This is a genomic window from Paenibacillus sp. JL3B1040 (assembly GCF_057063165.1).
The window spans coordinates 723271-746844 of sequence record NZ_CM169317.1; the positions used below are offsets into that span (position 1 = coordinate 723271).

25 protein-coding genes and 1 riboswitch are annotated in these 23574 nt (G+C 57.3%); of the genes, 18 read left to right on the top strand and 7 right to left on the bottom strand.

Annotated features, from left to right (window positions below):
• The first annotated feature begins 64 nt into the window (after positions 1-64).
• The 3 genes from ACZF99_RS03100 to ACZF99_RS03110 all read left to right on the top strand — a co-directional run bounded on the left by ACZF99_RS03100 (position 65) and on the right by ACZF99_RS03110 (position 2331).
• The gene (locus ACZF99_RS03100) at positions 65-1030 is read left to right on the top strand and encodes a tyrosine-type recombinase/integrase (RefSeq protein WP_483608968.1); all 966 of its coding nucleotides are present in this window, start codon (positions 65-67) and stop codon (positions 1028-1030) included.
• A gap of 323 nt (positions 1031-1353) precedes the next feature.
• On the top strand, positions 1354-1974 hold the full coding sequence (locus ACZF99_RS03105) for an HD-GYP domain-containing protein (protein WP_483608970.1): 621 nt from the start codon (positions 1354-1356) through the stop codon (positions 1972-1974).
• Between the two features lie 27 nt (positions 1975-2001).
• Positions 2002-2331, top strand: a complete 330-nt coding sequence (locus ACZF99_RS03110) for a hypothetical protein (protein ID WP_483608972.1) — start codon at positions 2002-2004, stop codon at positions 2329-2331.
• 26 nt (positions 2332-2357) lie between these two features.
• Here ACZF99_RS03110 and ACZF99_RS03115 read toward each other — a convergent pair whose 3' ends face one another.
• Genes ACZF99_RS03115 through ACZF99_RS03130 form a run of 4 tightly spaced genes read right to left on the bottom strand, consistent with a single transcriptional unit; the run spans position 2358 to position 5344 of the window.
• Complete coding sequence (locus tag ACZF99_RS03115) at positions 2358-3173, bottom strand: ABC transporter ATP-binding protein (protein ID WP_483608974.1); 816 nt, start codon at positions 3171-3173, stop codon at positions 2358-2360.
• Between the two features lie 27 nt (positions 3174-3200).
• Positions 3201-3971: an ABC transporter permease gene (locus ACZF99_RS03120; RefSeq protein ID WP_483608976.1), complete on the bottom strand. Its 771-nt coding sequence runs from the start codon at positions 3969-3971 to the stop codon at positions 3201-3203.
• Positions 3968-4261, bottom strand: coding sequence for an MTH1187 family thiamine-binding protein (locus tag ACZF99_RS03125; protein WP_483608978.1), 294 nt, complete (start codon positions 4259-4261; stop codon positions 3968-3970). Before ACZF99_RS03125 ends, ACZF99_RS03120 begins: the two co-directional genes overlap by 4 nt.
• 60 nt (positions 4262-4321) lie before the next feature.
• On the bottom strand, positions 4322-5344 hold the full coding sequence (locus ACZF99_RS03130) for an ABC transporter substrate-binding protein (protein ID WP_483612507.1): 1023 nt from the start codon (positions 5342-5344) through the stop codon (positions 4322-4324).
• Positions 5345-5542: 198 nt separating this feature from the next.
• A riboswitch (TPP riboswitch) is annotated at positions 5543-5654 on the bottom strand.
• Positions 5655-5970: 316 nt separating this feature from the next.
• On the opposite strand from ACZF99_RS03130, the gene ACZF99_RS03135 reads away from it, so the two are divergent.
• The 3 genes from ACZF99_RS03135 (at position 5971) to ACZF99_RS03145 (ending at position 8205) form a co-directional block, all read left to right on the top strand.
• Positions 5971-6171, top strand: coding sequence for a cold-shock protein (locus ACZF99_RS03135; RefSeq protein ID WP_009223993.1), 201 nt, complete (start codon positions 5971-5973; stop codon positions 6169-6171).
• 170 nt (positions 6172-6341) lie between these two features.
• A complete protein-coding gene (locus tag ACZF99_RS03140; RefSeq protein WP_483608980.1) occupies positions 6342-6563 on the top strand; it encodes a cold-shock protein in 222 nt (73 codons plus the stop codon).
• A 208-nt stretch (positions 6564-6771) separates the two neighbouring features.
• Positions 6772-8205, top strand: coding sequence for a sensor domain-containing diguanylate cyclase (locus ACZF99_RS03145; RefSeq protein ID WP_483608981.1), 1434 nt, complete (start codon positions 6772-6774; stop codon positions 8203-8205).
• A 25-nt stretch (positions 8206-8230) separates the two neighbouring features.
• Here the strand turns inward: ACZF99_RS03145 and ACZF99_RS03150 are convergent, their stop codons facing one another.
• On the bottom strand, positions 8231-8722 hold the full coding sequence (locus tag ACZF99_RS03150; RefSeq protein ID WP_483608983.1) for a CcdC family protein: 492 nt from the start codon (positions 8720-8722) through the stop codon (positions 8231-8233).
• Positions 8723-8820: 98 nt separating this feature from the next.
• Here ACZF99_RS03150 and ACZF99_RS03155 point away from each other — a divergent pair, with 98 nt between their 5' ends.
• The 5 genes from ACZF99_RS03155 to ACZF99_RS03175 all read left to right on the top strand — a co-directional run bounded on the left by ACZF99_RS03155 (position 8821) and on the right by ACZF99_RS03175 (position 14719).
• Positions 8821-10344, top strand: coding sequence for a beta-propeller fold lactonase family protein (locus ACZF99_RS03155; protein WP_483608985.1), 1524 nt, complete (start codon positions 8821-8823; stop codon positions 10342-10344).
• 521 nt (positions 10345-10865) lie between these two features.
• A complete protein-coding gene (locus ACZF99_RS03160) occupies positions 10866-11942 on the top strand; it encodes a sulfate ABC transporter substrate-binding protein (protein ID WP_483608987.1) in 1077 nt (358 codons plus the stop codon).
• Positions 11943-11977: 35 nt separating this feature from the next.
• Positions 11978-12808: a sulfate ABC transporter permease subunit CysT gene (gene cysT, locus ACZF99_RS03165; RefSeq protein ID WP_483608989.1), complete on the top strand. Its 831-nt coding sequence runs from the start codon at positions 11978-11980 to the stop codon at positions 12806-12808.
• Positions 12809-12880: 72 nt separating this feature from the next.
• Positions 12881-13741 carry a sulfate ABC transporter permease subunit CysW gene (gene cysW, locus ACZF99_RS03170; RefSeq protein ID WP_483608991.1) on the top strand — a complete coding sequence of 287 codons (861 nt, stop codon included), beginning with the start codon at positions 12881-12883 and terminating at the stop codon, positions 13739-13741.
• A 750-nt stretch (positions 13742-14491) separates the two neighbouring features.
• The gene (locus ACZF99_RS03175; protein ID WP_483608993.1) at positions 14492-14719 is read left to right on the top strand and encodes a YezD family protein; all 228 of its coding nucleotides are present in this window, start codon (positions 14492-14494) and stop codon (positions 14717-14719) included.
• A gap of 98 nt (positions 14720-14817) precedes the next feature.
• Here ACZF99_RS03175 and ACZF99_RS03180 read toward each other — a convergent pair whose 3' ends face one another.
• A complete protein-coding gene (locus ACZF99_RS03180; RefSeq protein WP_483608995.1) occupies positions 14818-15750 on the bottom strand; it encodes a hypothetical protein in 933 nt (310 codons plus the stop codon).
• A 135-nt stretch (positions 15751-15885) separates the two neighbouring features.
• On the opposite strand from ACZF99_RS03180, the gene ACZF99_RS03185 reads away from it, so the two are divergent.
• The 5 genes from ACZF99_RS03185 (at position 15886) to ACZF99_RS03205 (ending at position 20153) form a co-directional block, all read left to right on the top strand.
• Positions 15886-16314: a GNAT family N-acetyltransferase gene (locus tag ACZF99_RS03185; protein WP_483608997.1), complete on the top strand. Its 429-nt coding sequence runs from the start codon at positions 15886-15888 to the stop codon at positions 16312-16314.
• Between the two features lie 96 nt (positions 16315-16410).
• The gene (locus ACZF99_RS03190) at positions 16411-17217 is read left to right on the top strand and encodes a sulfite exporter TauE/SafE family protein (RefSeq protein ID WP_483612509.1); all 807 of its coding nucleotides are present in this window, start codon (positions 16411-16413) and stop codon (positions 17215-17217) included.
• 1 nt (position 17218) lies between these two features.
• Positions 17219-17596 carry a DUF1634 domain-containing protein gene (locus ACZF99_RS03195; protein WP_483608999.1) on the top strand — a complete coding sequence of 126 codons (378 nt, stop codon included), beginning with the start codon at positions 17219-17221 and terminating at the stop codon, positions 17594-17596.
• A gap of 148 nt (positions 17597-17744) precedes the next feature.
• On the top strand, positions 17745-18413 hold the full coding sequence (locus ACZF99_RS03200) for an NAD(P)-dependent oxidoreductase (protein ID WP_483609001.1): 669 nt from the start codon (positions 17745-17747) through the stop codon (positions 18411-18413).
• A gap of 45 nt (positions 18414-18458) precedes the next feature.
• Positions 18459-20153, top strand: a complete 1695-nt coding sequence (locus ACZF99_RS03205; RefSeq protein ID WP_483609003.1) for an NAD(P)H-hydrate dehydratase — start codon at positions 18459-18461, stop codon at positions 20151-20153.
• A gap of 65 nt (positions 20154-20218) precedes the next feature.
• On the opposite strand, the gene ACZF99_RS03210 is transcribed toward ACZF99_RS03205, so the two are convergent.
• Positions 20219-21118, bottom strand: a complete 900-nt coding sequence (locus ACZF99_RS03210) for an SDR family oxidoreductase (RefSeq protein ID WP_483609005.1) — start codon at positions 21116-21118, stop codon at positions 20219-20221.
• Positions 21119-22075: 957 nt separating this feature from the next.
• On the opposite strand from ACZF99_RS03210, the gene ssuE reads away from it, so the two are divergent.
• Both ssuE and ACZF99_RS03220 read left to right on the top strand, forming a co-directional pair.
• Positions 22076-22618, top strand: a complete 543-nt coding sequence (gene ssuE, locus ACZF99_RS03215) for an NADPH-dependent FMN reductase (protein WP_483609007.1) — start codon at positions 22076-22078, stop codon at positions 22616-22618.
• Between the two features lie 197 nt (positions 22619-22815).
• The gene (locus ACZF99_RS03220) at positions 22816-23418 is read left to right on the top strand and encodes a P-loop nucleotide/nucleoside kinase family protein (RefSeq protein ID WP_483609009.1); all 603 of its coding nucleotides are present in this window, start codon (positions 22816-22818) and stop codon (positions 23416-23418) included.
• Positions 23419-23574: the final 156 nt, after the last annotated feature.

Sequence of the window (23574 nt, forward strand, 5' to 3'; positions counted from 1 at the left end):
AGCCATGTCGTACAATAACAATTATGCGACAAAAATATCGTCAACAGGAGGTCCACTACAAAATATGGTAACCAATTATTTGTCGGCTGTAGCCCAGCAATATCCGTTTCATTTACCTGGTGCACAGGAATACCAGGACGAGCAGATCATACAAATGTTCTTGGCGGCGTGCGCCAAAGCACCGAATACCCGCAGAAACTATTACCGGGCACTGGAACAATTCAGGCAATTCCTATCGGGGCTTCCGTTTCGGGAGGTGACCTGGAGGGAAATTGAAGCTTATAAAATCTACCTCACCAAAGGGTTTTACCGCGACGCTCAAAAACCGCTTGCTCCGGCCAGCGTGGCCGCCTTTATCGCGCCGCTGAAGTCCTTTTACAAATGGGGAAGCGATCGCGGCATCGGACTTTTCGATCATAACCCGGCGCAAAATATTCGCATTCCGGAGATCGCCGTGACGAGCCGCAGACATTTCCTCACCCGCAATGAAGTCGGCAAGCTGCTGGAGACGCTGAGGCGCCAAAGTCTGCGGAATTATCTGATCGGCCTTTCGCTGGTGCTGTTAGGACTTCGCGTGTCGGAGCTGTGTGGCATCAAATGGAAGGATTTCAATTCCGACTTGCTCGAAACGTCCGTATGGCTAACCGTATCCCACGCCAAACGCGGGAAAACGCGCGAGGTCAAGATTCCGCGCGAGTTGTGGAGCATGTATCAGGAGCATGCCCGAAAATTGGCGGGATCCCCCGAACCGAATCCGGAACTTGTGCTGTTTCCTATAACCCCGCGGCAAATCGAAAGGATTATCAAGCAAGCGGGGATCGCCAGCGGGATTCAGAAGCAGCCGACCCCCCATTGGTTACGGCATACCAACGCGACCCTGGCGTTACTCCAAGGCGCCTCGCTGCAGCAGGTTCAGGAAACCTTGGGACACTCCCATATCAACACAACTCAACGTTATTTGCATACCGTCGAACAAATGAAAAAGGCCGCTCCCGACTTCGTACAGGACTGCTTAAAGGAATTTATGTAAACGGTCGCAAAAAAAATTAGTGCTTTTTGTCTATTTTTCTTCTTAAAATAATGCATAATTCGCCCTTTTGTCCTATAATGTAACAAGAGCTGATTACAAACCTTGCCAAATTTTGACCATTTTTTACCTAAGCTTGTCGCATAATTGTTATTGTACGACATGGCTTGTTTTTCATCCGTTTGCTCTGAATCATAATCGGGTAAAAAGCATAAAAATTTAACCGGAATTTCGCAGAAATTTCTTTTTTTCTTCAGGAAAGGAAGGAATACCCGCTCCAGGACGGGAAAGGCAAATGAAGACACAGGTTTTAGGGGGCAGAACGGTTGACTGTTTTTAATGAGTTCATTGATGAACTGTATATGGACAATAGCCCAGACGCAGTGAAGTGGTTTAACCTGCTCGTGCGCAAGCATCCAGAAACCTATCATCACAGTATCCGGGTCGCCATGCTGGCCGAGAAAATCGCCGAGCCGCTGGACATCAGCGGAACGGAGAAGGACCTGCTGGTCCGCGGATGCTTTATGCATGATATCGGCAAGACGATGATTCCCCGTGCGATTATCGAACAACGGGAGCCGCTAACGGAGGCGCAGTGGAGGATCATTAAGCTGCATCCGGTTATCGGGGCGGAGTTGGTCGAAGCGGATCCGGCATTCGGGCCGGGCATCGCGGACATCGTTCGGTGGCATCACGAGCGATGGGACGGAACCGGTTATCCGGATGGTCTGAAGGGGGAGCAAATCCCCTATAAGGCGAGAATCTGCGCGGTGGTCGACGCCTTCGATTCGATGACGTCGGACAGGCATTACCGGGAGCGGAAGCTGACGATGGCCGAAGCCAAGCTGGAACTGCACCGGCACCGTGAAACCCAGTTCGATCCGGAGATCGTTGATGCGTTAATGCAACTTTCCGATGAGATGTTGAATATTTATTCAATCATGTAATTTTCGCGGATATAAGGGGAGATGGACATGGAAAAGGGGGACTGGCACTGCCCCGCAACTCTGGCGGAGCTGGAGAAGGCCAGGCGGGCAGGGAGAAAACTGGTGTCCCTTCGCGTGACCTTATTTCCCGATTGTACGCTGCCGCTGGCGCGATTCCGTCAAATCGACGCGAAACTGAGCGCCTATGAGCAGGTGCTGGCACGAATGCCGGATCTGGCGGATTCGGCGGAACCTCAAGCGTGCGTTGAATCCGTGACCTGGCTGATCGCCTTCGCAGGGGAACCCGAGCATCTACAAAGATGGGTGGAACTGATGCTGGATGTGGATCAAGTCGATGTCGCCGAAATCGATACGTAAAACAGTAAAGCAGGAGAAGTCTGGGATCAGACTCCTCCTGCTGCCGTTTTGCGCTGCTCCTCCGCCATTTTGGCGGCAATCTCCCGCTTCAACCGGATAAAATCGGGCTCTTCCGCCATAGCGTCGCGGCGCGGCCGGGGGAAAGGCACCGGGATGGCATGCAGGACACCGGCAGGCCGGTTCGAAAATAAATAGATCGTGTCGGAAAGCAACAGCGCCTCCTCGATGCTATGCGTGATCATTAGGACGGAGCGTTTGTTTTCCTCCCAGATATCCAGCAGCCAACGCTGCATTTCGCTGCGTGTCAACGCGTCGAGGGCGCTGAACGGCTCGTCGAGGCACATCACCTCCTGGGGGGCGAGCAGCCCCCGGAGGAAGGAAGCGCGCTGCTGCATGCCGCCGGACAACATATGGGGATAGGCCCGTTCGAAACCGCCAAGTCCGGCCTTTTCCAGCCAATGCCGGATTTCCGTGCGCGAGCTGCGGCTCCCGGTTCCGGCGATCTCCTGCGCCAGGACGACATTGTTTTCGATCGTTCGCCAAGGGAACAGCGCGGGCTGCTGCGGCACGTAACTGATATGTCCCCGTTGCCCGGTGACGCGGCGTCCCTGCAGAAGCACTTCCCCTTGATCCGGAGCGGTTAACCCGCCGATGATGTGAAATAACGTGCTCTTGCCGCAGCCCGACGGACCGATGATCGAGACGAATTCACCGGCCGGTACCCGCAGCGAGATGTCGCGCAGAACCGGGACTTCCCGGCGTCGGTCGCGGAATGTTTTATGGATCTGCCGGACCTCCAGCGCGGGTACGGCGGCATCCCGAAGCGTTGATTCTTCGCTCATAACAAGTCTCCCTTTCCGTAAGCTGCCTTAACTTCGGTCATTTGCCGCTTTGTAGCGGACAAGCCATTTCTCCAACAGGGCAACGCAGGCAAACATCGCCAGGCTGATAGCTACGATGATCGCGATGGCAACGAAAATTTTGTCCGTACGGAACGATGACTTCTGCAGCATCATATAGTAGCCGATCCCTTTGTCCGCGCCGATCCATTCGGCGATCACCGCTCCCATGACGCTGTAGGTCGCGGCGATTTTGACCCCCGACATGATGGAGGGGATCGCGTAGGGTACCTCCAGCTTGCGGAAGATTTCCGCTTTGGACGCGCCGATCATCCGCATGTAATCCAGCATCGCCCGGTCCGTACGGCTCAGTCCGTCCATGGCCGCCACCGCGACAGGGAAGAAGCAGACAAGCGTAATGACGATGATCTTCGGCAGGATGCCGAAGCCGAACCAAATCATCAGCAGCGGGGCCAGCGCGATGGTCGGCACGTTTTGGCTCAGGATGATCAGCGGGTACAGCGACGCTTTGAGAAACGGAACATAATGGAGCGCAAACGCCACGAGCAGACCCACGAGCGTTCCGATGGCGAAGCCGATCAGCATCAGCCGCAGCGTCGCCAGCGTGTGCTCCCCGAGGCCGGCCGCACCGGCGGCCGCTTCGCGCCCGATGTCCACCGGGCTGGGCAGGATCCATTTTTCGATGTGGAACCAGGCGGTAGCGCCCTGCCAGATCAGCAAAAATAAGAGGACCGCCACGAGGGGCGGCCACATGCTGTGCCAAAGGCTGCGGAGCTTCATGGCCGATATTTTTCAATCAGCTTATCCATGCTGACGCCTTTGGGATTGTACGAGATTTTGATTTGCGAAATGATACCCGTGCTACCGAATTCGATGACGGCCTCGTTCATCTTCTTCACGATCGCCAGCAGTTCGTCAAGATCCCCTTCCAGAGTCGTCTCCAGGGGATTCACCTGATATTTGACGCCGGAAGCCTGAATCACCTCAATGGCCCGGTCCACATAGGGAATCACGTCTTCTCCGTTCGGCGTTTTCGGAATGATTTGAATACTTAACAGTGCGTTTGGCATCCGTTGGTTCATCCTTTCGAATTTGAATTTGACATACATGGCACATGGCGTTATTGGCGGCTACTCACTTGGTAAAAACTCGTTGGTGAAGGCGGCATCGACGTCCAGTGGCTTCTCCAGCAGGCCGCGCTCATGCATCCAATCGGAGTAGTTCTGCCATACTTCCCGTTTCTGTTCGCCCCAGCGCGGAGCGTCGTCCTTGTATTTCGGGCTCAACCATTTTTGGCTGGCGACCACCAGATCCTTGTCGAGCTCCGGCACGGCTTTGAGCAGGATTTGCGCCGCTTCTTCGGGGGAGGAGATCGCATATTGATAGCCTTTGGACACGGCCCGCATAAATGCCTTTACCAGCTCGGGGTCTTCCTGAGTCGTCTTCTCGTTGGTGACAAGCACCGGGGTATAGTAATCGAGCTGCTCGGAGAAGTCCTTGACGTAGAGCATATCCAGCGGCTCGCCCCGCAGTTCGGCTTCGATGCCGGTCCATGCATAGAAGATCCAGGCGAAATCGATATCCCGCTTCACGGCCGTAAAATAATCGGCATCCCCGATATTGAGGAACTTCACCTTGCCGACATCGGCGCCTTGCAGGTCCATGATGGATTGGATCACCGCTTTTTCCACCGGAGAACCCCAGCCGCCGTATGCCTTACCCTCGAAATCCTTGGGCGATTTGATGTTCTTGGCCACAGGCGCTGCAAAGCCGGACGTATTGTGCTGAATGATAGCGGCGATGGATACGAGCGGTACGCCCTGGATCCGGCTTTGCGTGACATTCTCCTGCACGCTCACGCCAAACGGCACCTCCCCGGAGGCCACCATCGCTTCGGCGCCGCCGGAACCGGGCAGGAGGATCTCCACGTTCAGCCCTTCTTCGGCGAAATATCCTTGATCCTGGGCGACGTAAAGCCCGGTATGGTTCGTGTTGGGGCTCCAGTCGAGCACGACTTTGACGTTCTGCAGCTCTGCGCCGGACGACGGGTTTGGCGCAGCGGCTTCGGTATTTTGCCCGCCATTGTTCCCGGTCGCCGCTTTGCCGGCGTTGTTTCCGTTTGCTCCGCCGCAGGCGGACAGCACGAGCAGCATGCAACCGAGAAACACGGCCAGTACGGCACGTAGTTGAACTTTCACGACATATTCTCTCCTTCGTGGGTTTAAATTTCCGCAGTTTGTTCTAGGTATAACCCTGGATACGCGTCCTTAAGCGCATTCCAAACGTCCGGATACAAAAAAACGTCCCGGATCCGGGACGCGATAGGCAATGGATATGAATATAATACAGGTTCATGTCCATGGTATAGCTCCCTACGCTGGCATTATCCAGATCAGGTTAAAGGGTCAGTATCTTAAGGGATACACTCTCAGCCGGCCGATTCCAGCACCCCTGAACAGTATGACTGCAGATTACATCTGTCATTATAGTTTTCGTCAACCGCTTTTGTCCAGTCTTTCCGGACCGGCTTGCAAAAACAGGGGATTTGCTTTTTATCTGGCAAAAGGATATAATGAGTTCATCTCTTGTTTTTGAAAGAGGATATTCATTCACGCACATTCACGCATTGAAAAGAGTGTCACTTTTTTTGAAACTGGAACTTTTTTCAATGTGTGAATTTTTTTTATACAAGTGGTGCATGTTCAATAAAGGTCAGCCTTTTTGAGCGACTTCTGTTAAAAAAATGAATCATGTTAATCTTGAAACAGGAGGTATTCCCATGGAAACCGGAACAGTAAAATGGTTTAACGCTGAGAAAGGTTTTGGCTTCATCGAAGTGGAAGGCGGAAATGACGTGTTCGTTCATTTCAGCGCGATCACCGGCGAAGGCTTCAAGACCCTCGACGAGGGCCAACGCGTACAATTCAACGTGGTTCAAGGCAACCGCGGCCCGCAAGCCGAAAACGTTGTTAAACTGTAAGCCAGCCAGAAACTGCTCTTAATGCGCTCTCGCGTTAAGGGCAGTTTTTCTTCGCCAAAGATCATTCATGAGGTTAACTTTCAGAAGCCTGCTTCTGATGGCACATATAGCACCGCAACAAACTATATCTATGCACCCGGTTGGAACGCTCACCTTGAAGGAGGGGAATTATGAACTACCGTAAAAAAACGTTAGAAGAAATTCCTGAGGAAAATACGCCGGTATGGACCTGCACGAGCGACGATTGCAAAGGATGGATGCGGGATAATTTCACGTTTGATTACAGCCCTGTTTGTCCGCTTTGCTCGTCCGAGATGGTCATGGGAATGCGCATGCTTCCCCAACTGAGCAATCCGAGCTCCGATCAAAAATTGTCGGCCAAGAAGGCATAGACGAGGCTGCCGCCGGAATCGGTGGGCTGCCAGCAACCACAGCCGTATTCGCATCAAGCGAATGCGGCTATTTTCATTTTGGTGAAGGGGGTTCCGAAAGGGGATGCAAAAATGAAATATCCACAAAAGGATTGCATCTATATTTAAAATCTAATATGTTTGAGGTACTGCAATGATTTAACATCCAGAAGGGGGAACCCGCGCGCCGATGCACGGAAATTATAAGGTTGCTTCTCATGTATTCGACATTCCTTCCAGCAGCAAACAAAGGAAGCTGGCCATCCTTCTCGGCACCCTGATTATCGCGGTGTCGCTCGCGGTGCTGCCGTTCGGTATGACAGCGCTTCCCTCTGCCGAACCCTTTGTGTCGGCCGCCATCGGTTGGCTGATTTTCGGGGATATGCTCACGGCCTTTATCATATACAGCCAATACCGGGCCTCCGGCTTTCCGGCGCTGCTCGTTTTGTCCTGCGCCTATTTATTTAGCGGATTGATGACCTTTTTGCATATCTTGACCTTTCCCGGTCTCTTCGGCGGATTTGGAGCCCTGGTTGGGGCCGGGGGGCAAACCGCCGGGTGGTTGTGGGTGTTTTGGCATGGAGGTTTTTCTCTCGGCATCTTGTTATACGCCTGGGTGAACCGAAAGTGGTCCAAGCCGTTAAGCTCGAAAGATCAAGTCTTCAACTACGGCACGGCAGGGATTACGTTGACACTGTTGACCGTATTTGGCTTGTTCGAGATTACCGCTTTAGGAGAGCGATGGCTGCCCAACCTCATTCAGCAGAACGATTACCGGAAATTGAATACCTTAGGGATCGGTCCGGCGATCTGGATTTTGAATGTGCTTGCCTTGGCGGTCGTGTGGAGGAGAGTCAAGGGATGGTCGATGCTGCATTTATGGCTGGCGGTAGCGTTGCTCGCCCTGCTGATGGATGTGACGTTGACGCTGTTAGCCGGCATGCGCTTCACCTTGGGGTGGTATTTTGCCAAAATCCATTCGGTTATCGCTTCGACCGTCGTGCTTTGCGCGGTAGTTAATGAGGTGAATCGGTTGTTTATCCGGTTATCGGAGCAGCATCGGCAATTGATGGAATCGGGCCGGCAGCTTGAGCATGCGAACGAACAGTTAATTCGGCTGACCAATCTCGACGGGTTGACGGAGATACCGAACCGCCGGCGGTTCGACGAAATTCTGGCATGGGAACTGGTCTCCCCGGAGGAGCGGAGCACCTCGCTATCGCTGCTCATCATAGATATCGATTGTTTTAAAGCCTATAATGATTATTATGGACATCAAGGCGGGGATCACGTCCTTAAAGAGATCGCAGGGACGATCTACGCTGCGGCGAAGCAGGACCAAGGTTTTGCCGCAAGATACGGCGGGGAGGAATTCGTGGTCGTCTTGTCCGGACTGGAGACGCAGGGAACCCTGGAGGCCGCCGAGCGGCTGCGTTTAGCGGTTGCCGGACTGGGCATCGAGCATAGGCACGCCAAAGCGGAGGGGATCGTGACGATCAGCGTTGGCGGATACCGCCTTGCTCCGTTCGATCCGATGGATGCGGAGGAGTTGATCCGCCGGGCGGACCACTGCCTCTATCAAGCCAAGGAAGAGGGACGAAACCGTTCGGTTGTCGAAGGGTGATTTCGAGTTCCCGGGCCTTCCTGGTTCAGGATGCGGTGGCATTTTCGGTCATGGCCCGGTATTGCTTGAACATAAACAGGCGCCAGCGAATGATCATGCCGTAGGCGAGCAAGAAGAACAGCGCTCCCGTCTGCATTACGGAGACATACCGTTCCACGGCTTCATGCAACAGGAGGCGGACGACGAGCAGGCCGATCAAGATCAGGATGAAGCTGCGCGATCTCTCCGCATAAATCTCGCCGCCGATATTCTCGAACTTGGTTGTCCGGATCAGCGGATAGGAGAACAACAGCCAGCCGCAAGCGAACGCGATCACGCCCCACAGGATCGGAATATGCGTCTCCGGGACGATAAACATGATGAGGCCGGTCGTCATTCCCAGCGGCGGAATAACGATTTTCTTCACGGTGACGGGACGCCGGCTGGCTTTCAGACGAATAAACAGAACGGCAACGGCCATGACCATCGCACCGAATGTAAAGGCGATTTGCAGATAAGAGGGATTTATCAGATTCATGGATATTCCCTTTCTGTTAAGTAATAGCGATTCGCGAGAACATTATATCATACTCGCCGGCACTTGTTTCAAACTCGGTAAGGGAAAGGGGAAGGAAAATGAACAGCGAATTGACGGTTGCCGTCCACTGCTTGTTGTATTTGGATTCCAGGGAGGATCGGATGGCCAATAGCGAACAAATCGCCTGCAGCGTGGCGACGCATCCGGCTCGCGTGCGCAAAGTGCTCAGCCTCCTTCGCCGCCACGACCTCGTGACGACGAAGGAAGGAGCCTATGGCGGATATCTGCTGAAGGCCGAACTCTCTCAGGTTTCGCTCGGCGATTTGTACCGCATTTTCGCTCAAGGTTCGCTGCGTCCGAGCTGGTGCTCCGGCAGCGAGCACTCCTCCTGTGCCATTTCCTCGAACATCCCTGCTGTCATGAACCGGATTTATGGCGGGGCGGAGCGTCAGTTGGAGCTTTATTTCGACCGGCTGCTCATGTCCGACGTGAAACGGCTGCTGGATGAATCCGATAAAGGGAAGGAAGCGAGTTCGATGAGTAAGGAAATTCAAGATCGTGGGCTGTTTTATGTCGGTTCCTACGCCGAGAGCGGGGAGCCGGGTATTTATCTCTGCGAGCTGCGGCGAGGCACGGGGGAAATGCGCATCCTCCACGGCATATCGGGTCTTGCGAATCCGTCCTTTTTGACGATCGATGCCAAGGAGCTGCGGCTGTATGCGGTAAGCGAACAAACCGAAGGGCGGGTCGCCGGTTTCGCGATAGATCCGGAGGACGGGAAGTTGGCGATGCTGCACGGCGATAAGGCGACGCTAGGCGCGGACCCTTGCCACCTGGCTTTGCAGCCTGGGCCGGCGCGGCACCTGCTGGTTGCCAATTATTCCAGCGGACATGTCAATGCTTTCGCCCTCGAACCGGACGGTGCGCCGGGGAGAATAACCGCCCTGATCCGCCATGAGGGGAGCAGCGTGAACGAGCGGCGCCAGGAGTCGGCCCATGCGCACAGCATCGTGCCAAGCCGGGACGGAAGGTTCGCGTTTGTCTCCGATTTGGGGACCGACCAAATTGTGATCTATCGGCTGGAGCGCGGCGAGCTTTTGAAGCACGGGGCGACGGCCCTGCCGCCGGGGGCGGGTCCGCGGCATTTCGTGATCCATCCGACGGAACGGTTCGCTTACGGCATGAACGAGTTGAACAACACGGTGACGGCCTACGCGTATGACCCGGTGGAAGGTCGGCTTGAGGCAATCCAGCATGCCGGCTCGCTACCGGATGATTATCAAGGTGAAAATTATCCTGCCGATATTCATTTCTCGCCGGATGGACGGTATGTATACGGCTCTAACCGCGGGCATGACAGTATTGTCCGCTTCCGCATCGATCCTATGACCGGGCGGTTGGAGGAGCCGGAATGGACGAACACGGGGGGAAGCTGGCCGCGTAACTTCGCCGTGTTGGACGACTACGTTCTGGTGGCCAACCAGTACAGCGGCAATATCGCCGCTTTGCGCCGCGATCCCGAGAGCGGCCGCCTTACGCCGGCCGGGCAGAGCTTAAGCATCGACAAGCCGTCCTGCATCGAACCGCTTCCGGCGGACCTCGCGGCGGGAATGCTGCGGTAGCTCCGGAAGTTTTTGCAGGAGGCAAGGAACCTTGGAGCCCAGAACGGCATATTTCTACTGGTAGGGAAAACGCGGGGCAGCCGGCAGGTACCAAGTGAGAGGAGCCTCATATCAACGGAAGACGTAGGTTTCGACCCTAACACCCGAAGGCCCGCATTTCGCCGGCTTTCGGGTTTTTTCATTAACGGAAGGGGGCATTCGCCGCTCCAGGCCGGGGCCTGTACCGGCTATAAGGGGAGCTTATAAATAATTTGATTTTTTTGTATAAAAAGGTTTGACATTTTTAGGCTGCCGCATATAAAATAACACCATAGCAAACTAAACAGGTAGGAATAATTTAAAATGTTCTCACCGTACGGACGGAGGAACGCTCTACTTGCCTTGGCAGACACGGGTAGTGGCTCGGTTTGACCGTAGGGGGTGGGGCGTTTCTCCGTTTTCCTTTTTGGGATGGAGCCTGATGCGGTAGATGCCTGCCCTGCCCTAGTAAAGCGAGAAAAGTGAGTATGGGGAGTGATACGATGAACAGAAGGTTGAAGCAAGGGGTTCTGATGAGTTTGGCATTGATATTGGTTGGGGTCCTGGCGGCTTGCTCGGCGAACAAGAGCGGGGGCAGCGAGGCGGCCAGCGCGGCAGCCGGCAATTCCGGCGGCGCGGGGAAGCCCAAGGCGGTGGAACTGCTGAACGTATCCTACGACCCGACCCGGGAATTATACGAAAAATATAACGATGCCTTCGCGGCCTATTGGGAGAATGAAAAAGGACAGAAAGTCACGATCAAGCAGTCGCACGGCGGATCGGGCAAGCAGAGCCGTGCGGTCATCGACGGACTGAAAGCCGACGTGGTCACGCTGGCCCTCGGATACGATATTGACGCCATTTCGCAAAGCGGCATGATCGGTGAAGGTTGGCAGCAGAAATACGAGCATAGCAGCTCGCCGTACACCTCGACGATCGTATTTCTGGTGCGCAAAGGCAATCCCAAGGAAATCAAGGATTGGGACGATCTGATCAAGGAAGGCGTCGAGGTCATCACGCCGAACCCGCAAACTTCCGGCGGGGCGCGGTGGAATTACCTGGCGGCATGGGGATACGCCCTGCATCAGAACAATAACGATGAAACCAAAGCGGTGGAGTTCGTGCAGGAACTGTTCAAGCACGTTCCGGTTCTCGACAGCGGGGCGCGGGGCGCGACCACGACGTTCGTGGAGCGCGGACTCGGCGACGTGCTGCTGGCTTGGGAGAATGAGGCCTGGTTGTCCGTGCAGGAGCTGGGACCGGACAAATTCGATATCGTTTATCCGTCGGAGAGCATTCTGGCCGAACCGCCGGTCGCAGTGGTAGACAAGAACGTGGATGCCAAAGGCACCCGCGAAGTGGCTGAGGCGTATTTGAAATACCTGTATTCGGAGGAGGGCCAGAAGATCGCCGCGGAGAATTACTACCGCCCGACGCTCGACAGCGTCAAGACGCAGTTTGCCGACCAGTTCCCGGAGATCAAGCTGTTTACGATCGAGGAATTCGGCGGCTGGGCCGAAGCGCAGGCGAAGCATTTCAATGACGGCGGGATCTTCAGCCAAATTTACGTACCGCAATAATATGAACCGACCGTAACGAATCGGAGGCGAAAACTATGCACAGTGGCACCACAAAGCGCGGCGTCCTGCCCGGCTTCGGGTTGACGATGGGATTCAGCGTGCTGTACCTCAGCTTAATCGTGCTGATCCCGCTTTCCGCCTTGCTGCTGAATTCTACGGGACTAACCTGGGAGAAATTTTGGGAGATCGCAACCGATCCGCGCGTGCTCGCTTCCTACAGGGTGAGCTTTGTGACCGCGGCGGTGGCCGGACTGCTCGATGCCGTACTCGGGTTGCTGTTGGCCTGGGTACTCGTCCGGTACGATTTTCCCGGTAAAAACGTGTTTGACGCGATGATCGATCTTCCCTTTGCCCTGCCTACGGCGGTGGCCGGCGTTTCGCTTACCGCGATCTATTCGGCCAACGGCTGGATCGGTTCCCTGTTTGAACCGCTTGGGATCCGCATCGCCTTTACGCCGGCGGGCATTACGCTTGCGCTGATGTTTATCGGCATTCCGTTTGTCGTGCGCACCGTGCAGCCGGTGCTGCAGGATCTGGACGCCGAGGTCGAGGAGGCGGCGGCGACGCTGGGCGCCAGCCGCTTCCGCACCTTCCGCCAGGTGGTGCTGCCGGAGCTGCTGCCGCCGCTCTTGACCGGGTTTGCGCTGGCCTTTGCCCGCGGCATCGGCGAATACGGCTCCGTCGTCTTCATCTCCGGCAACATGCCGATGAAGACGGAGATCGCCCCGCTGCTCATCATGTCGAAGCTGGAGCAATTCGACTACGCCGGGGCGACGGCGGTAGCGCTGATGCTGCTGCTGATCTCGTTCGTGCTGCTGCTGCTCATCAACACGCTGCAGCGCCGGATCCGCAAGACCGCGCGGTAAGATGCCTTTATCTCGGCCGGGTTGTCGGGAGACGCAAATTTAGGTACGCAAACTCGATGGGGAGGGAAGATTATGGCCGGTTCTGTGCCATTAGCGGCGAGTAAGCCGACGGCTCCGCGCAGGCAGGCGGGGAAGGGGTCCGGCGTTGCGAAGTGGGTATTGATCACGGCGGCGGCACTGGTCCTGCTGTGGCTGATCGTTTTGCCGCTCGCCGTTGTGCTGACGGAGGCGCTCAAAAAAGGTTGGGACGTGTACGTGGCGGCGATACGCGACCCGGACGCGTTGTCCGCGTTGCGGCTGACGCTGCTCGTCGCTTTGATTACCGTACCGCTGAATACGATTTTTGGGGTAGCCGCCGCCTGGGCCGTTACCAAATTCAAATTTCGCGGCAAGCAGGTGCTGGTCACGCTGATCGACCTGCCGTTTGCCGTATCTCCGGTCATCGGCGGTCTGATTTACGTGCTAGTATACGGCTCGCATGGCTGGTTCGGTCCTTGGCTGGATGAACATCAGATCTCGATTATTTTCGCGCTGCCCGGCATTATCCTGGCGACGTTGTTCGTCACCTTTCCGTTCGTCGCCCGCGAGCTCATCCCGCTCATGGAGGATCAGGGGCAGCAGGAGGAAGAGGCCGCGGTAACGCTGGGCGCCCGGGGCTTCCGGATCTTCTGGAAGGTCACGCTCCCGAACATCAAATGGGGTCTATTGTACGGAATTGTGCTATGCAATGCGCGAGCGATGGGGGAATTCGGCGCCGTCTCCGTCGTCTCGGGCCATATTCGGGGGGAAACCAACACACTGCCGCTGCACGTGGAGATATTGTATAACGAGTACCAATTTTCCGCATCGTTTGCGGTGGCTTCTCTCTTGCTGCTGCTGGCGCTCGTAACGCTGTTGCTCAAAAGCTGGTTCACGCGCCAAAGCCGCCATTAGGGAGGCTCGGGTCTGCCGCCGGGGGATAGAGGCGGACGGAACTCAAGGAATAAAAGGCGCTGCCGCAGAGGTCAAACCGGCGGACGCATCCCGAGCGAGTAACATAAGCCGGTGGTCGCCGAGGCTATTGCGGCCGCCGGCACCGTGGGTGCAGGTGCTGGTGCCGGTACTGGCGGTGCCGCGGTGTCGCGGTGTCGGTGTGCTCGACTTCTAACGGACCGTAGCGCCCTTATTCACTCATTTCCCGGCTATTTCCCGCTGTAACGGAACCCAGAGACCTTATTGGCCTCAAATGGCGGAGATTCGGCTGCATTTGTCCGGAATAAGGTCTCCTGGTTCCGTTAGAAATGGAGACATCTGCAACACGGACAAATAACGTCTCCTGGTTCCGTTAGAAGGTCGAAAGAAAGTTACTGGAGCTTGGCGGGGGGAGGTGCAGTGTGGTATTGGTATGAGCTGCAGTGTACAGGGAGCCGCAATGTGGAGGAAGTTACTGTGACAGGAAGCTACAGTGTGGAATGAGTTACAGTGTGTAATGAACTATAGTGTGCAGGGAGTTACAGTGAAGGCTGAAGGGTTTGAAGCTCACGTGGGTCTGAAGCTCTGAAGCTAATGTTATCGGCGGGAAGCTACGCGAATCACGAGGGGCTGACTGAATTCAAGGTTCGACGCGGGGAAGCTTCTGAGGTACAATTCATGTGCCAAAGATGATCTTTTTGGATTGACCTATCTACGGGGAGGGTTAGGGGGATGGCGAAACCATTGAAAGTCGACGAAATTTGGCTGGAACGGATCGCGGAACTGCTGGGCGGCATGGAATTCGGTTCGCTGAACATCGTCGTCCATGAAGGCCAGATCGTGCAAATGGAACGCACGGAACGCAAACGTTACGAGTTGAATCCGGGCAGCGCCTCCAGGGCTTCCGGCGCTTCCCGTCATACGGCCAAACCTTTGCGCGAATCCGGCCGCCAGCGGTAAAGCGATTGATCGGATTCCATAAGTTCAGTAACAACCCCGATTCCGGGCGGTCAGGCAGCGAAAGCTGTCCGCCACCTAGGAATCGGGGTTGTTTGCGCTTATTGCGGCGTTTCGCCTTCCCCCATGCGGCCTTTCGCTTGCATAGCGCCGGGGGCGGCGGCTTCTCCGGCCTCCGGTGCCGACAGCAACGGGGCGTGGCCGACGTACGGGCGCGCTTTCCGCGGCTTGCGGCTGTTCAGGCGAAAACCGCCAAGAACCAGCAATAGCTGGGCGCCCAAAATATATGGGGCAAACCGGCCGCCAGCCCAATGCCCTGCGGCCAATACGGCGATCAGGGAGGCCAACAAACGGGCTGGAATCGCGTTGACATGCCGATTCCGTCCGCCCATGACAGCCATGTAAAGCAGCAGCAAAGCCAACCAGCACGAGGCCAGTTGCATCCAGCCAGCGGCCAGCTCCCCGGCGCGCCCGGTTTCCATCCCGCCGGAGAGACCCGTCCCCAGCAAGTGCCATAACCAGAGCAGCGTTAAAAAGAGGGCGGCAGCAAACAACCCTGGCAATACGGGCCGCAAAACGCGCCACAGCCAGCTTCCCCAGCCGGGACGTTCCATCTGGCGCAGCAGCTTATCCCGTTCGGCGATCAGGGCATCGCTTTCCCGCTCGATCGTTCTCAGCAGCAGGGGCAACCGAGAGGCATCGCCGTCCTCGGCGAAAGCGGAGATTTGCGCCAGCAGGTTTTCGCTGGTATAAGGTGCGGCTCGACAAGCCAGCAGCTTGTCCCGCAGGACCCCAAGGTCCAGCGGCGTCTGCGATAGCGGATTCATCGCGGACATTAACGAACCGGCAGCCGCAGCGTAACGATCCAAGGTGGAGTTGATGTATTCCAGCCGGTTATGTTCCTCCCGAGCCCATTTGCGCCGCGCCGCGCCGTAAAGCGCAAGGAACGCGGACAACGCCAGGAAGGCGGCTATCGCGGAATGTTCAGGCGTCTGCAGCCAGGCAACCCATTCCGATAGTGACACGGCGATCACCCTTTCCATATTCCTCCTTTCACTATTGCACACGTGCCGTTCGGATTCAAGCTTGGTTCATGAGTTTCGGAAATATGGTATACTTGAAAATTGGTGAAAACTTGTGAAATAGACGGGCAGGCGGTGGGAACGAGAGTGAGTGAACAAGAACCCGGTACAGAGGTCAAAATCATACGCGAGGCGCCAGGGGTTAACGATTACCTGAGGCTTCGCGAACAAGCCGGACTGAGCCCGCGCAGCGTAGAAGGAGCGGCGAAGGGACTGGCCAACTCCTTATTCGTCGTATCGTTGTATGATGAAGCGGGATTGGCGGGGATGGGAAGAATCATCGGTGACGGGGGCTGCTTTATGCAGGTTGTCGACATCGCCGTGCGTCCGGATCTTCAAGGAAGAGGCCTGGGCAAAACGATCATGGGCGAAATCATGGGTTTTCTGGAGAGCCAAGCGCCGCCATTAACGTACGTCAGCTTGATTGCCGACGTGCCGGCGGATAAGTTGTACCGGCGCTTTGGCTTCGAGTATACCGCGCCCGGCGGCCTCGGGATGTACTGGAAAAAGCTTTGACACAGGCACGAAGGCGGCCGGAGCGGGCTGGACTTCATGTGATTAAACGGCAAAGGGGATGCCATCGGATTGACTTCCACAGTAATTGAAATTTTCATGATCGCCATTCTGGCGGGAATCGTCGGTTCAATTCTCGGTTTGGGCGGAGGAATTATCGTAACACCGGCGCTGACGCTGCTGTTTGGCGTCGATATCAACCATGCCATCGGGGCAAGTATCATTTCCGTTATCGCCACGTCGAGCGGCTCGGCGGTGGCGTATATCCGCGACCGGATCACGAATTTGCGGGTCGGCATGTTTCTGGAGATCGCCACAACCATCGGGGCGATTACCGGCGCTTTTATCGGGGTGTTGATCGCCCCGCGATTTTTGTATGTCATTTTCGCGTTGCTGCTGCTGTACTCCGCGTACGCCATGATTAAGAAAGGCAAGCAAGAAGTGCCGGAGAACGTTCCGCTGCATCCGATGGCCGAAAAGCTCGGACTGCAGGGCGAGTATTACGACAAAGCGCTTGGCACAACCGTCGCCTATAACGTGGACCGCGTTTACGAGGGCTTCGGGGTGATGTACGGGGCGGGCGTCATCTCCGGACTGCTGGGCATCGGCAGCGGCAGTTTCAAGGTCATGGCCATGGACGTGTTCATGAAGATGCCGCTGAAGGTGTCGAGCGCCACCAGCAACTTTATGATGGGCGTAACGGCGGCGGCAAGCGCCGGCATTTACTTGCTTCGCGGCGACATTATACCGATCATTTCGGCGCCGGTAGCGCTGGGCGTATTGATTGGAGCAACCGTAGGTTCGCGACTCATGCAGCGCATGAAAAGCAAAACGATCCGCATGTTGTTTATCCCGGTCATGGTGTACATCGCGTTTCAAATGATCTATCAAGGATGGAGGGGCTGACATGGGCAAAAATAACGACGCGTCGCAAAGCCGCAGCTTCGAGGTCGAGATAGCTATCAGCAAAATGCTGCGGATCGGCGTCATTCTTGCCGCAGTCGTCATCGTAACCGGACTCGTCCAGTACCTGGTAACCGGCGACAGCGGGTACCCGGGGGATACGTATCCGACCAGCTTCGGCGCCATTGTGTCCGGCTTGCTGGCCTTCAAGGCGGTTGCGGTCATCCAGACCGGCCTGCTGCTGCTCATCCTGACGCCGGTACTGCGCGTTTTCGTCTCGCTGTTCCTGTTTTGGGCGGAGCGGGACTACCGGTATGTGATCATTACCGCGATCGTGTTTGCGATATTGATCATAAGTTTTGCGCTAGGGAAAGCGGGTTAATCGAATCGGCGGGGACTTGGGGCTTCACCGGCTGCGCGGCAGCGGGGAGGCCTTGTTCTTTTTTTGGACTTGTCGGGGGAGGATGATTATAATGAAAACAGAAAACTTGGGAATCCTATCCAACTGTGAAGAAAGGGGGATAGAATAGATGAATATCGTATTGTTTGGCGCGACGGGCATGATCGGAAAAAGGATTGCGGCGGAAGCGCTGCAGCGCGGCCATGTCGTAACGGCGGTGGTCAGAGATCGGGGGCGTGCTGCCGAATTGGGGCTGTCTGATCTCGTCTCGGCGGATTCGCCAAAAGCCGGGCGACTGATCCTGGAGGAAGGGGACATCTTGGTCCCCGATTCGATCGCTCGGCTGGTCCGGGGGCAGGACCTGGTGATCAGCGCATATGGGCCGCGCTTCGGGGATGTGGACGAGCTGCAGGAAGCGACGCGTTCGCTGATCGAAGGCGTTAAGCGCGGCGGTGTCCGCCGGCTGATCGCCGTCGGCGGGGCGGGCGGCCTTGAAGTCGCTCCGGGCATGCGGCTGATGGACACGCCGGAATTCCCGGAGGAAGTGCTTCCGCTGGCCCGGGCCCATGAAGAAGCGTTGGGCATCTACCGGGCGTCGAACCTGGAATGGACGGTACTGAGTCCGCCGGCGCTTATCGAACCGGGCAAACGGACGGGCATGTTCCGCCTGGGCCTGGACCGTTTGGTCGTCGACGAGCGGGAGAACAGCCGGATTACGGCCGAGGATTATGCGGCGGCCCTGCTTGACGAGGCGGAGGATCCGTATTATATCGGCGCCCGGTTCACGGTGGGATATTAGGCAAGAGCCGTTTGGTTCGGGCAGGATCAAGGGGGAGGGAATCGAGTGAAATTGGTGACGTCGGAGCAAATGCGCGCCGTGGACCGCTACGCTATCGAGCGAATCGGGATTCCGGCGGTTGCCTTGATGGAGAACGCCGGGCGGGCGATCGCCGAGGAGGTGCTTGCCTTTTGCCGGCTGCGGCGGGAAGGACGGATGCCGGAGCACCCGGCGGGGACGATCCGTGAACGCCGGGCCGGTGCGAACGGCTTGGACCGGGATGAGGGCGAACCCGGTTTAAGCCCCTTCGGCGGGGCGGGCGATGGCGTACCGCTCGGGGAGAGCGGCCGGCCGCCTTTGCCGGCGGAGCACTGGCTGATCCTCGTCGGTAAAGGGAACAACGGCGGCGACGGCCTGGTATGCGCCCGCCATCTGGCGGAGGCGGGCGTGCAGGTGAGCCTGCTGTACGCCGAGGAGCCCGAGCGGCTTGGCGGCGAAGCGGCGCTGCAGCATACCATCGCTGCAGCGCTGGGGTTGCCGGGCGAGGTATATGCGCCCGGCGCGGTGGCGGCGGCCCGATCCCGCGGGGTGACGGGGATCGTCGACGCCTTGCTGGGCACCGGGGCCAAAGGCGCGCCCCGGGGAGCCTACGCCTCCCTCATCCGGGAGGCGAACGACAGCCGGCTGCCGATCGTGGCGGCCGACATCCCGAGCGGGCTGGACGCCGATACCGGCGCGGTGCACGACCCGTGCATCCAGGCCCGGATCACGGTGTGTCTGGCCTTCCTGAAGGCGGGTCTGACGCAGTATCCGGGCGCGAAGGCGGCGGGGGACGTTATCGTCCGCTATATCGGCATCCCCCGCGCGCTTCCGCCGGGCCTTGCGGAAGCGGGGGTGCTGCTCACCGAGGAGTCGCTGCGCGGCGAGCTCAGGGTAGACCCGGCCCGGCGGCGCGAGGCCGACGGCCACAAGGGCACGTACGGGCACGTGCTGCTGGCGGCGGGCAGCCTCACGATGAGCGGCGCCGGCCTGCTGGCCGCCAAAGCCGCGCTCCGCGCCGGCAGCGGCCTCGTCACGTGGGCGCTGCCGGAGGCGCTGCTGCCGCGCTTGCTGGGGGCCGTGCCCGAGCTGATGCTGGCGCCGGCCGGCGGCGAAGCCGGCGCCTGGAACGCCGCAGCGGCCGCCGAGCTGCTGCGGCTGCTGGCGGCGCGCGACGTGCTCGCCGTCGGCCCGGGGTTGGGCCGCTTCCCGGGCGAGGAGGCCTTCCTGCGCGCCGTGTGGGAGGGCGCCCCGCGTCCCCTGGTGGTTGACGCGGACGCCCTGAACATCCTTGCCGCCGCCAACGGCCTGGCGGCGTGGCGGCGCCGGGATGCGGCGACCGTCCTGACGCCGCATCCCGGCGAAATGGCCCGGCTGGCCGGCCTGACTACGGCCGAGGTGCAGCGGGACCGCATCGGCTTGGCGCGGCGCTTTGCGATGCAGCACGGCGTAACGCTTGTGCTGAAGGGCGCGCGCACCGTGGTGGCGGCCCCGGACGGCCGCGTGTTCGTCAACGTGACCGGGCACCCCGGCATGGCGACCGGGGGCTCGGGGGATGTGTTGACCGGCCTGATCGCCGGGCTGCTGGCCCAAGGCCTGGACGCCGTGCAAGCCGCGGCGTTCGGCGCCTACCTGCACGGCCTGGCCGGCGAACGCGCGGCCGCGGCCCGCACGGGCAACCCGGCGGCGCTGCTCGCCGGGGATATCATCGAAGCGCTGTAACAAACGCGCGTGATCGGGAATGTCTCACCCTGGGAACCGTTCCCTTCTTCCCCCTTATGACGGCTTTAAGCCGTAACCATGGCACCGCCGTTGACATGCACCGTTTCGCCGGTGACGTAAGCGGAGTCGCCGCTGGCGAGGTAAACATAGGCCGGTGCCAGTTCATACGGCTGGCCCGCCCGGCGTATCGGCGTATCGGTCCCGAAGGTCTCGATCTGCTTCGGGGTGAAGGTCGAAGCGATCAACGGTGTCCAGATGGGGCCTGGCGCCACCGCGTTCACCCGAATCCCCCGGTCGATTAGCGAGAGGGCGAGGGAACGGGTAAACGTGACGATAGCGCCTTTGGTCGCGGAATAATCGATCAGCGTCTTATGGCCTTGGTACGCTACGACCGAAGCGGTATTTATGATCGCGCTGCCGCGTTCCAAATGAGGCAAGGCGGCCTGGACGAGGAAGAAAAACGGAAAAATATTCGTTTGAAACGTTTGGTACAGCTGCTCCTCGGTAATATCGGCAATGCTGGGCTGCTGATATTGGACGGCATGGTTGTTGACCAGAACGTCCAGCCTGCCGAAGGAGCCGATCGTCTCCCGGACGACCCGCTCGCAGTTTGTTTTGCGGCGCAGGTCGATCTGAAGCGGAAGGCAGCGTTGCCCCAGCTTTTCGATGTACTGCTTCGTTTCCAGCGCGTCCGCCGTTTCCCATAAGAAGGGGATGACGAGATCCGCGCCCTCCTTGGCAAACGCGACGGCGACCGCGCGTCCGATGCCGCTGTCGCCTCCGGTGACGATCGCGACCTTGCCGCTTAGCTTGCCGCTGCCGCGATAGCTCGGGTTGTCGAAGAGCGGCCGCGGCTTCATTTGCTGTTCGAGACCGGGCTGCTGCGGTTGATGCTGGGGCGGAAACGCAAGCGGCTGCTCCGTACAGACGGTCTGCTTACCGATGTAGGGGTATACGGGATTCATAATACCTCATGGCCCCTTCCTAATTATAAGGTAGTTCAAAAAATCGTCTTTCCATCACGAAGATGAACAGTGAAGCGGGTTCGGCATCGAATCTTGAATTCAGCCGGGCCTTCCGTTGCTCACGTAGGTCTGCCTACGCTGTGCTACTCAGTCCCTAGCTTCATCCAACCTTCTCGGTGCTGAAAACCCGATTTTTGAACCTTGATTTAAACGGTAGTTCAAAAAGTCGTCTTTCCATCACGAAGATGGGCAGTGAAGCGGATTTCGGCGTCGAATCTTGAATTCAGCCGGGCCTTCCGTTGCTCACGTAGGTTTGCCTACGCTGTGCTACTTTTGTCCCTAGCTTCATCCAACCTTCTCGGTGCTGAAAACCCGATTTTTGAACCTTGATTTAAACGGTAGTTCAAAAAGTCGTCTTTCCATCACGAAGATGAACAGTGAAGCGGGTTCGGCATCGAATCTTGAATTCAGCCGGGCCTTCCGTTGCTCATGTAGGTTTGCCTACGCTGCGCTACTTTTGTCCCTAGCTTCATCCAACCCTCTCGGTGCTGAAAACCCGATTTTTGAACCTTGATTTAAACGGTAGTTCAAAAAGTCGTCTTTCCATCACGAAGATGGGCAGTGAAGCGGATTCGACGTCGCATCTTGAATTCAGCCGGGCCTTCCGTTGCTCACGTACCCAAAACGTACGCTACGCTACTTTTGTCCCTAGCTTCATCCAACCTAAAGCGTGTTTGAAAAACGCACATCGGAAGCTTAAGCTTCGGTGCTGAAGAACGGGCTTTTTTTTCCATCGCGATAAATCATCATATGCATCCGCCCAGGTAGGGGTGCCCCAAGGATGCCCCTCCTGCATTGACTTTTCTTTCAAATATTGATAGCATCGTTTAAAATTTAGGGAATTCGTCGGGATTCGAAGGCAGGCGAACATCCAAAGAGACAAGGGGAGAATCCGATATGAAGGTTACAGTCATTAACGGCAGTCCGACGCCGGGGTCCCGGCTGGGCGCAGTGATCGCGCTGACGGAGGAGCTGCTGCGCGGCGAAGGCTTCGAAGTCGACCATTTGAACGTGGGGGAGCTGCCGCCGGAGGATTTGATCCATACCAAATTCGATAGCGAAGCGATCGTGAAAGCAAACGCGCTGGTGGCCGGGGCGGACGCGGTGATTGTGGCCAGTCCCGTCTATCAAGCGTCGTATACCGGCGTGCTGAAGACGTTCCTCGACCTGGTGCCGCAAAAAGGGCTGGCCGGCAAAGTCGTGCTGCCGCTCTTTATCGGGGGCAGTCTCGCGCATCTGCTGACGATCGATTACGCGCTGAAGCCGGTCTTGTCCGTGCTGGGCGCGCGTTATATTTTGGGCGGGGTGTATACCGTGGACGCCCAAGTGGCGCGCACCGAAGCCGGCGGGTTCGAGATTGCCGAGGAGCTGCGCAGCCGGCTCGCGGAAAACGTCCGGGAGCTCGTCCGGGAGACCCGGTTGCGGCAGCGGCAATCTTAAGCAACCGCGCCTTTTTATTGTCGGCGGCCTGAAGCCGGCATATCGCGGCTGCCCAGCTTGAAACGACCGGTTGCCGGGAAGCTTCCCGGAGCCGGTTTTTTTATGGCGGAGGCAAACGGCGCAAACTTGAGAAAAGTGTTACAATAGGAAAAAATACATAACTGCTCGCAATTGCCGAAGGAGGATACTAAGACATCATGTTGAAATTGGTCTTTTTCGTAGGGGTCGCCGGAACGGGGAAAACAACGGTTGCCCGCAAGCTGGCAAGTCGCATGCCGGCGGCTTTTTTGGATCGCGATACGGTAGGAGGCCGCTTTGTGGAGAAAATCCTGGAGATGAACGGTCTGGACGTGAATGACCGCGACTCCGATTTTTACAAGAAGCACCTGCGCGACCTGGAATACGATACGACGCGGGATCTCTGCATCGAAAATTTGGCGGCCGGCCAAAACGTATTTATGATCTCCCCGTTCACGGCGGAACTGAAAAACAAAGACTGGCTCGAAACGCTCCTCCAAGAAGCCGGATTGTCCAAAAGAGAAGTGGATGTCAAGGTCGTCGTTGTCGCGCTGAAGGACATGGAGACCCAAAAGGAACGGATCATCGACCGCTGCACGGACCGCGATACTTGGAAGCTGGAGCATTGGGACGACTTCAAGCACCGCGTGCAGTTCGTGCCGGAGGTGAACTGGGACATCCCGGCTTCGTCCATCCTTGTATTCGACAACAGCGGCGAGCTGACGGAGGAGAAGGTGGACGGCGTTTACCGCTTTGTCCTGGGAGAAGAAAGACAAGCTTAATCAACGAAAGAGCAGCCCTTTCCGCGGCCGAATCGCAGGAAGGGCTTTTTGATTTTCCTTTAGCTTCGATCCCTTGGTTTTCCGCCCGCAAAATACACAAGCCCCCTCAACTGTTTTATAATAAAACAACATAGTTTACCAAATTGGCGATTCTTA

Coding starts and splice junctions, on each gene's coding strand:
- ACZF99_RS03100 (WP_483608968.1), top strand. CDS start 65: ATGGTAACCAATTATTTGTCGGCTGTAGCCCAGCAATATCCGTTTCAT.
- ACZF99_RS03110 (WP_483608972.1), top strand. CDS start 2,002: ATGGAAAAGGGGGACTGGCACTGCCCCGCAACTCTGGCGGAGCTGGAG.
- ACZF99_RS03115 (WP_483608974.1), bottom strand. CDS start 3,173: ATGAGCGAAGAATCAACGCTTCGGGATGCCGCCGTACCCGCGCTGGAG.
- ACZF99_RS03120 (WP_483608976.1), bottom strand. CDS start 3,971: ATGAAGCTCCGCAGCCTTTGGCACAGCATGTGGCCGCCCCTCGTGGCG.
- ACZF99_RS03125 (WP_483608978.1), bottom strand. CDS start 4,261: ATGCCAAACGCACTGTTAAGTATTCAAATCATTCCGAAAACGCCGAAC.
- ACZF99_RS03130 (WP_483612507.1), bottom strand. CDS start 5,344: ATGCTGCTCGTGCTGTCCGCCTGCGGCGGAGCAAACGGAAACAACGCC.
- ACZF99_RS03135 (WP_009223993.1), top strand. CDS start 5,971: ATGGAAACCGGAACAGTAAAATGGTTTAACGCTGAGAAAGGTTTTGGC.
- ACZF99_RS03140 (WP_483608980.1), top strand. CDS start 6,342: ATGAACTACCGTAAAAAAACGTTAGAAGAAATTCCTGAGGAAAATACG.
- ACZF99_RS03145 (WP_483608981.1), top strand. CDS start 6,772: ATGCACGGAAATTATAAGGTTGCTTCTCATGTATTCGACATTCCTTCC.
- ACZF99_RS03150 (WP_483608983.1), bottom strand. CDS start 8,722: ATGAATCTGATAAATCCCTCTTATCTGCAAATCGCCTTTACATTCGGT.
- ACZF99_RS03155 (WP_483608985.1), top strand. CDS start 8,821: ATGAACAGCGAATTGACGGTTGCCGTCCACTGCTTGTTGTATTTGGAT.
- ACZF99_RS03160 (WP_483608987.1), top strand. CDS start 10,866: ATGAACAGAAGGTTGAAGCAAGGGGTTCTGATGAGTTTGGCATTGATA.
- cysT (WP_483608989.1), top strand. CDS start 11,978: ATGCACAGTGGCACCACAAAGCGCGGCGTCCTGCCCGGCTTCGGGTTG.
- cysW (WP_483608991.1), top strand. CDS start 12,881: ATGGCCGGTTCTGTGCCATTAGCGGCGAGTAAGCCGACGGCTCCGCGC.
- ACZF99_RS03175 (WP_483608993.1), top strand. CDS start 14,492: ATGGCGAAACCATTGAAAGTCGACGAAATTTGGCTGGAACGGATCGCG.
- ACZF99_RS03190 (WP_483612509.1), top strand. CDS start 16,411: ATGATCGCCATTCTGGCGGGAATCGTCGGTTCAATTCTCGGTTTGGGC.
- ACZF99_RS03195 (WP_483608999.1), top strand. CDS start 17,219: ATGGGCAAAAATAACGACGCGTCGCAAAGCCGCAGCTTCGAGGTCGAG.
- ACZF99_RS03200 (WP_483609001.1), top strand. CDS start 17,745: ATGAATATCGTATTGTTTGGCGCGACGGGCATGATCGGAAAAAGGATT.
- ACZF99_RS03210 (WP_483609005.1), bottom strand. CDS start 21,118: ATGAATCCCGTATACCCCTACATCGGTAAGCAGACCGTCTGTACGGAG.
- ssuE (WP_483609007.1), top strand. CDS start 22,076: ATGAAGGTTACAGTCATTAACGGCAGTCCGACGCCGGGGTCCCGGCTG.
- ACZF99_RS03220 (WP_483609009.1), top strand. CDS start 22,816: ATGTTGAAATTGGTCTTTTTCGTAGGGGTCGCCGGAACGGGGAAAACA.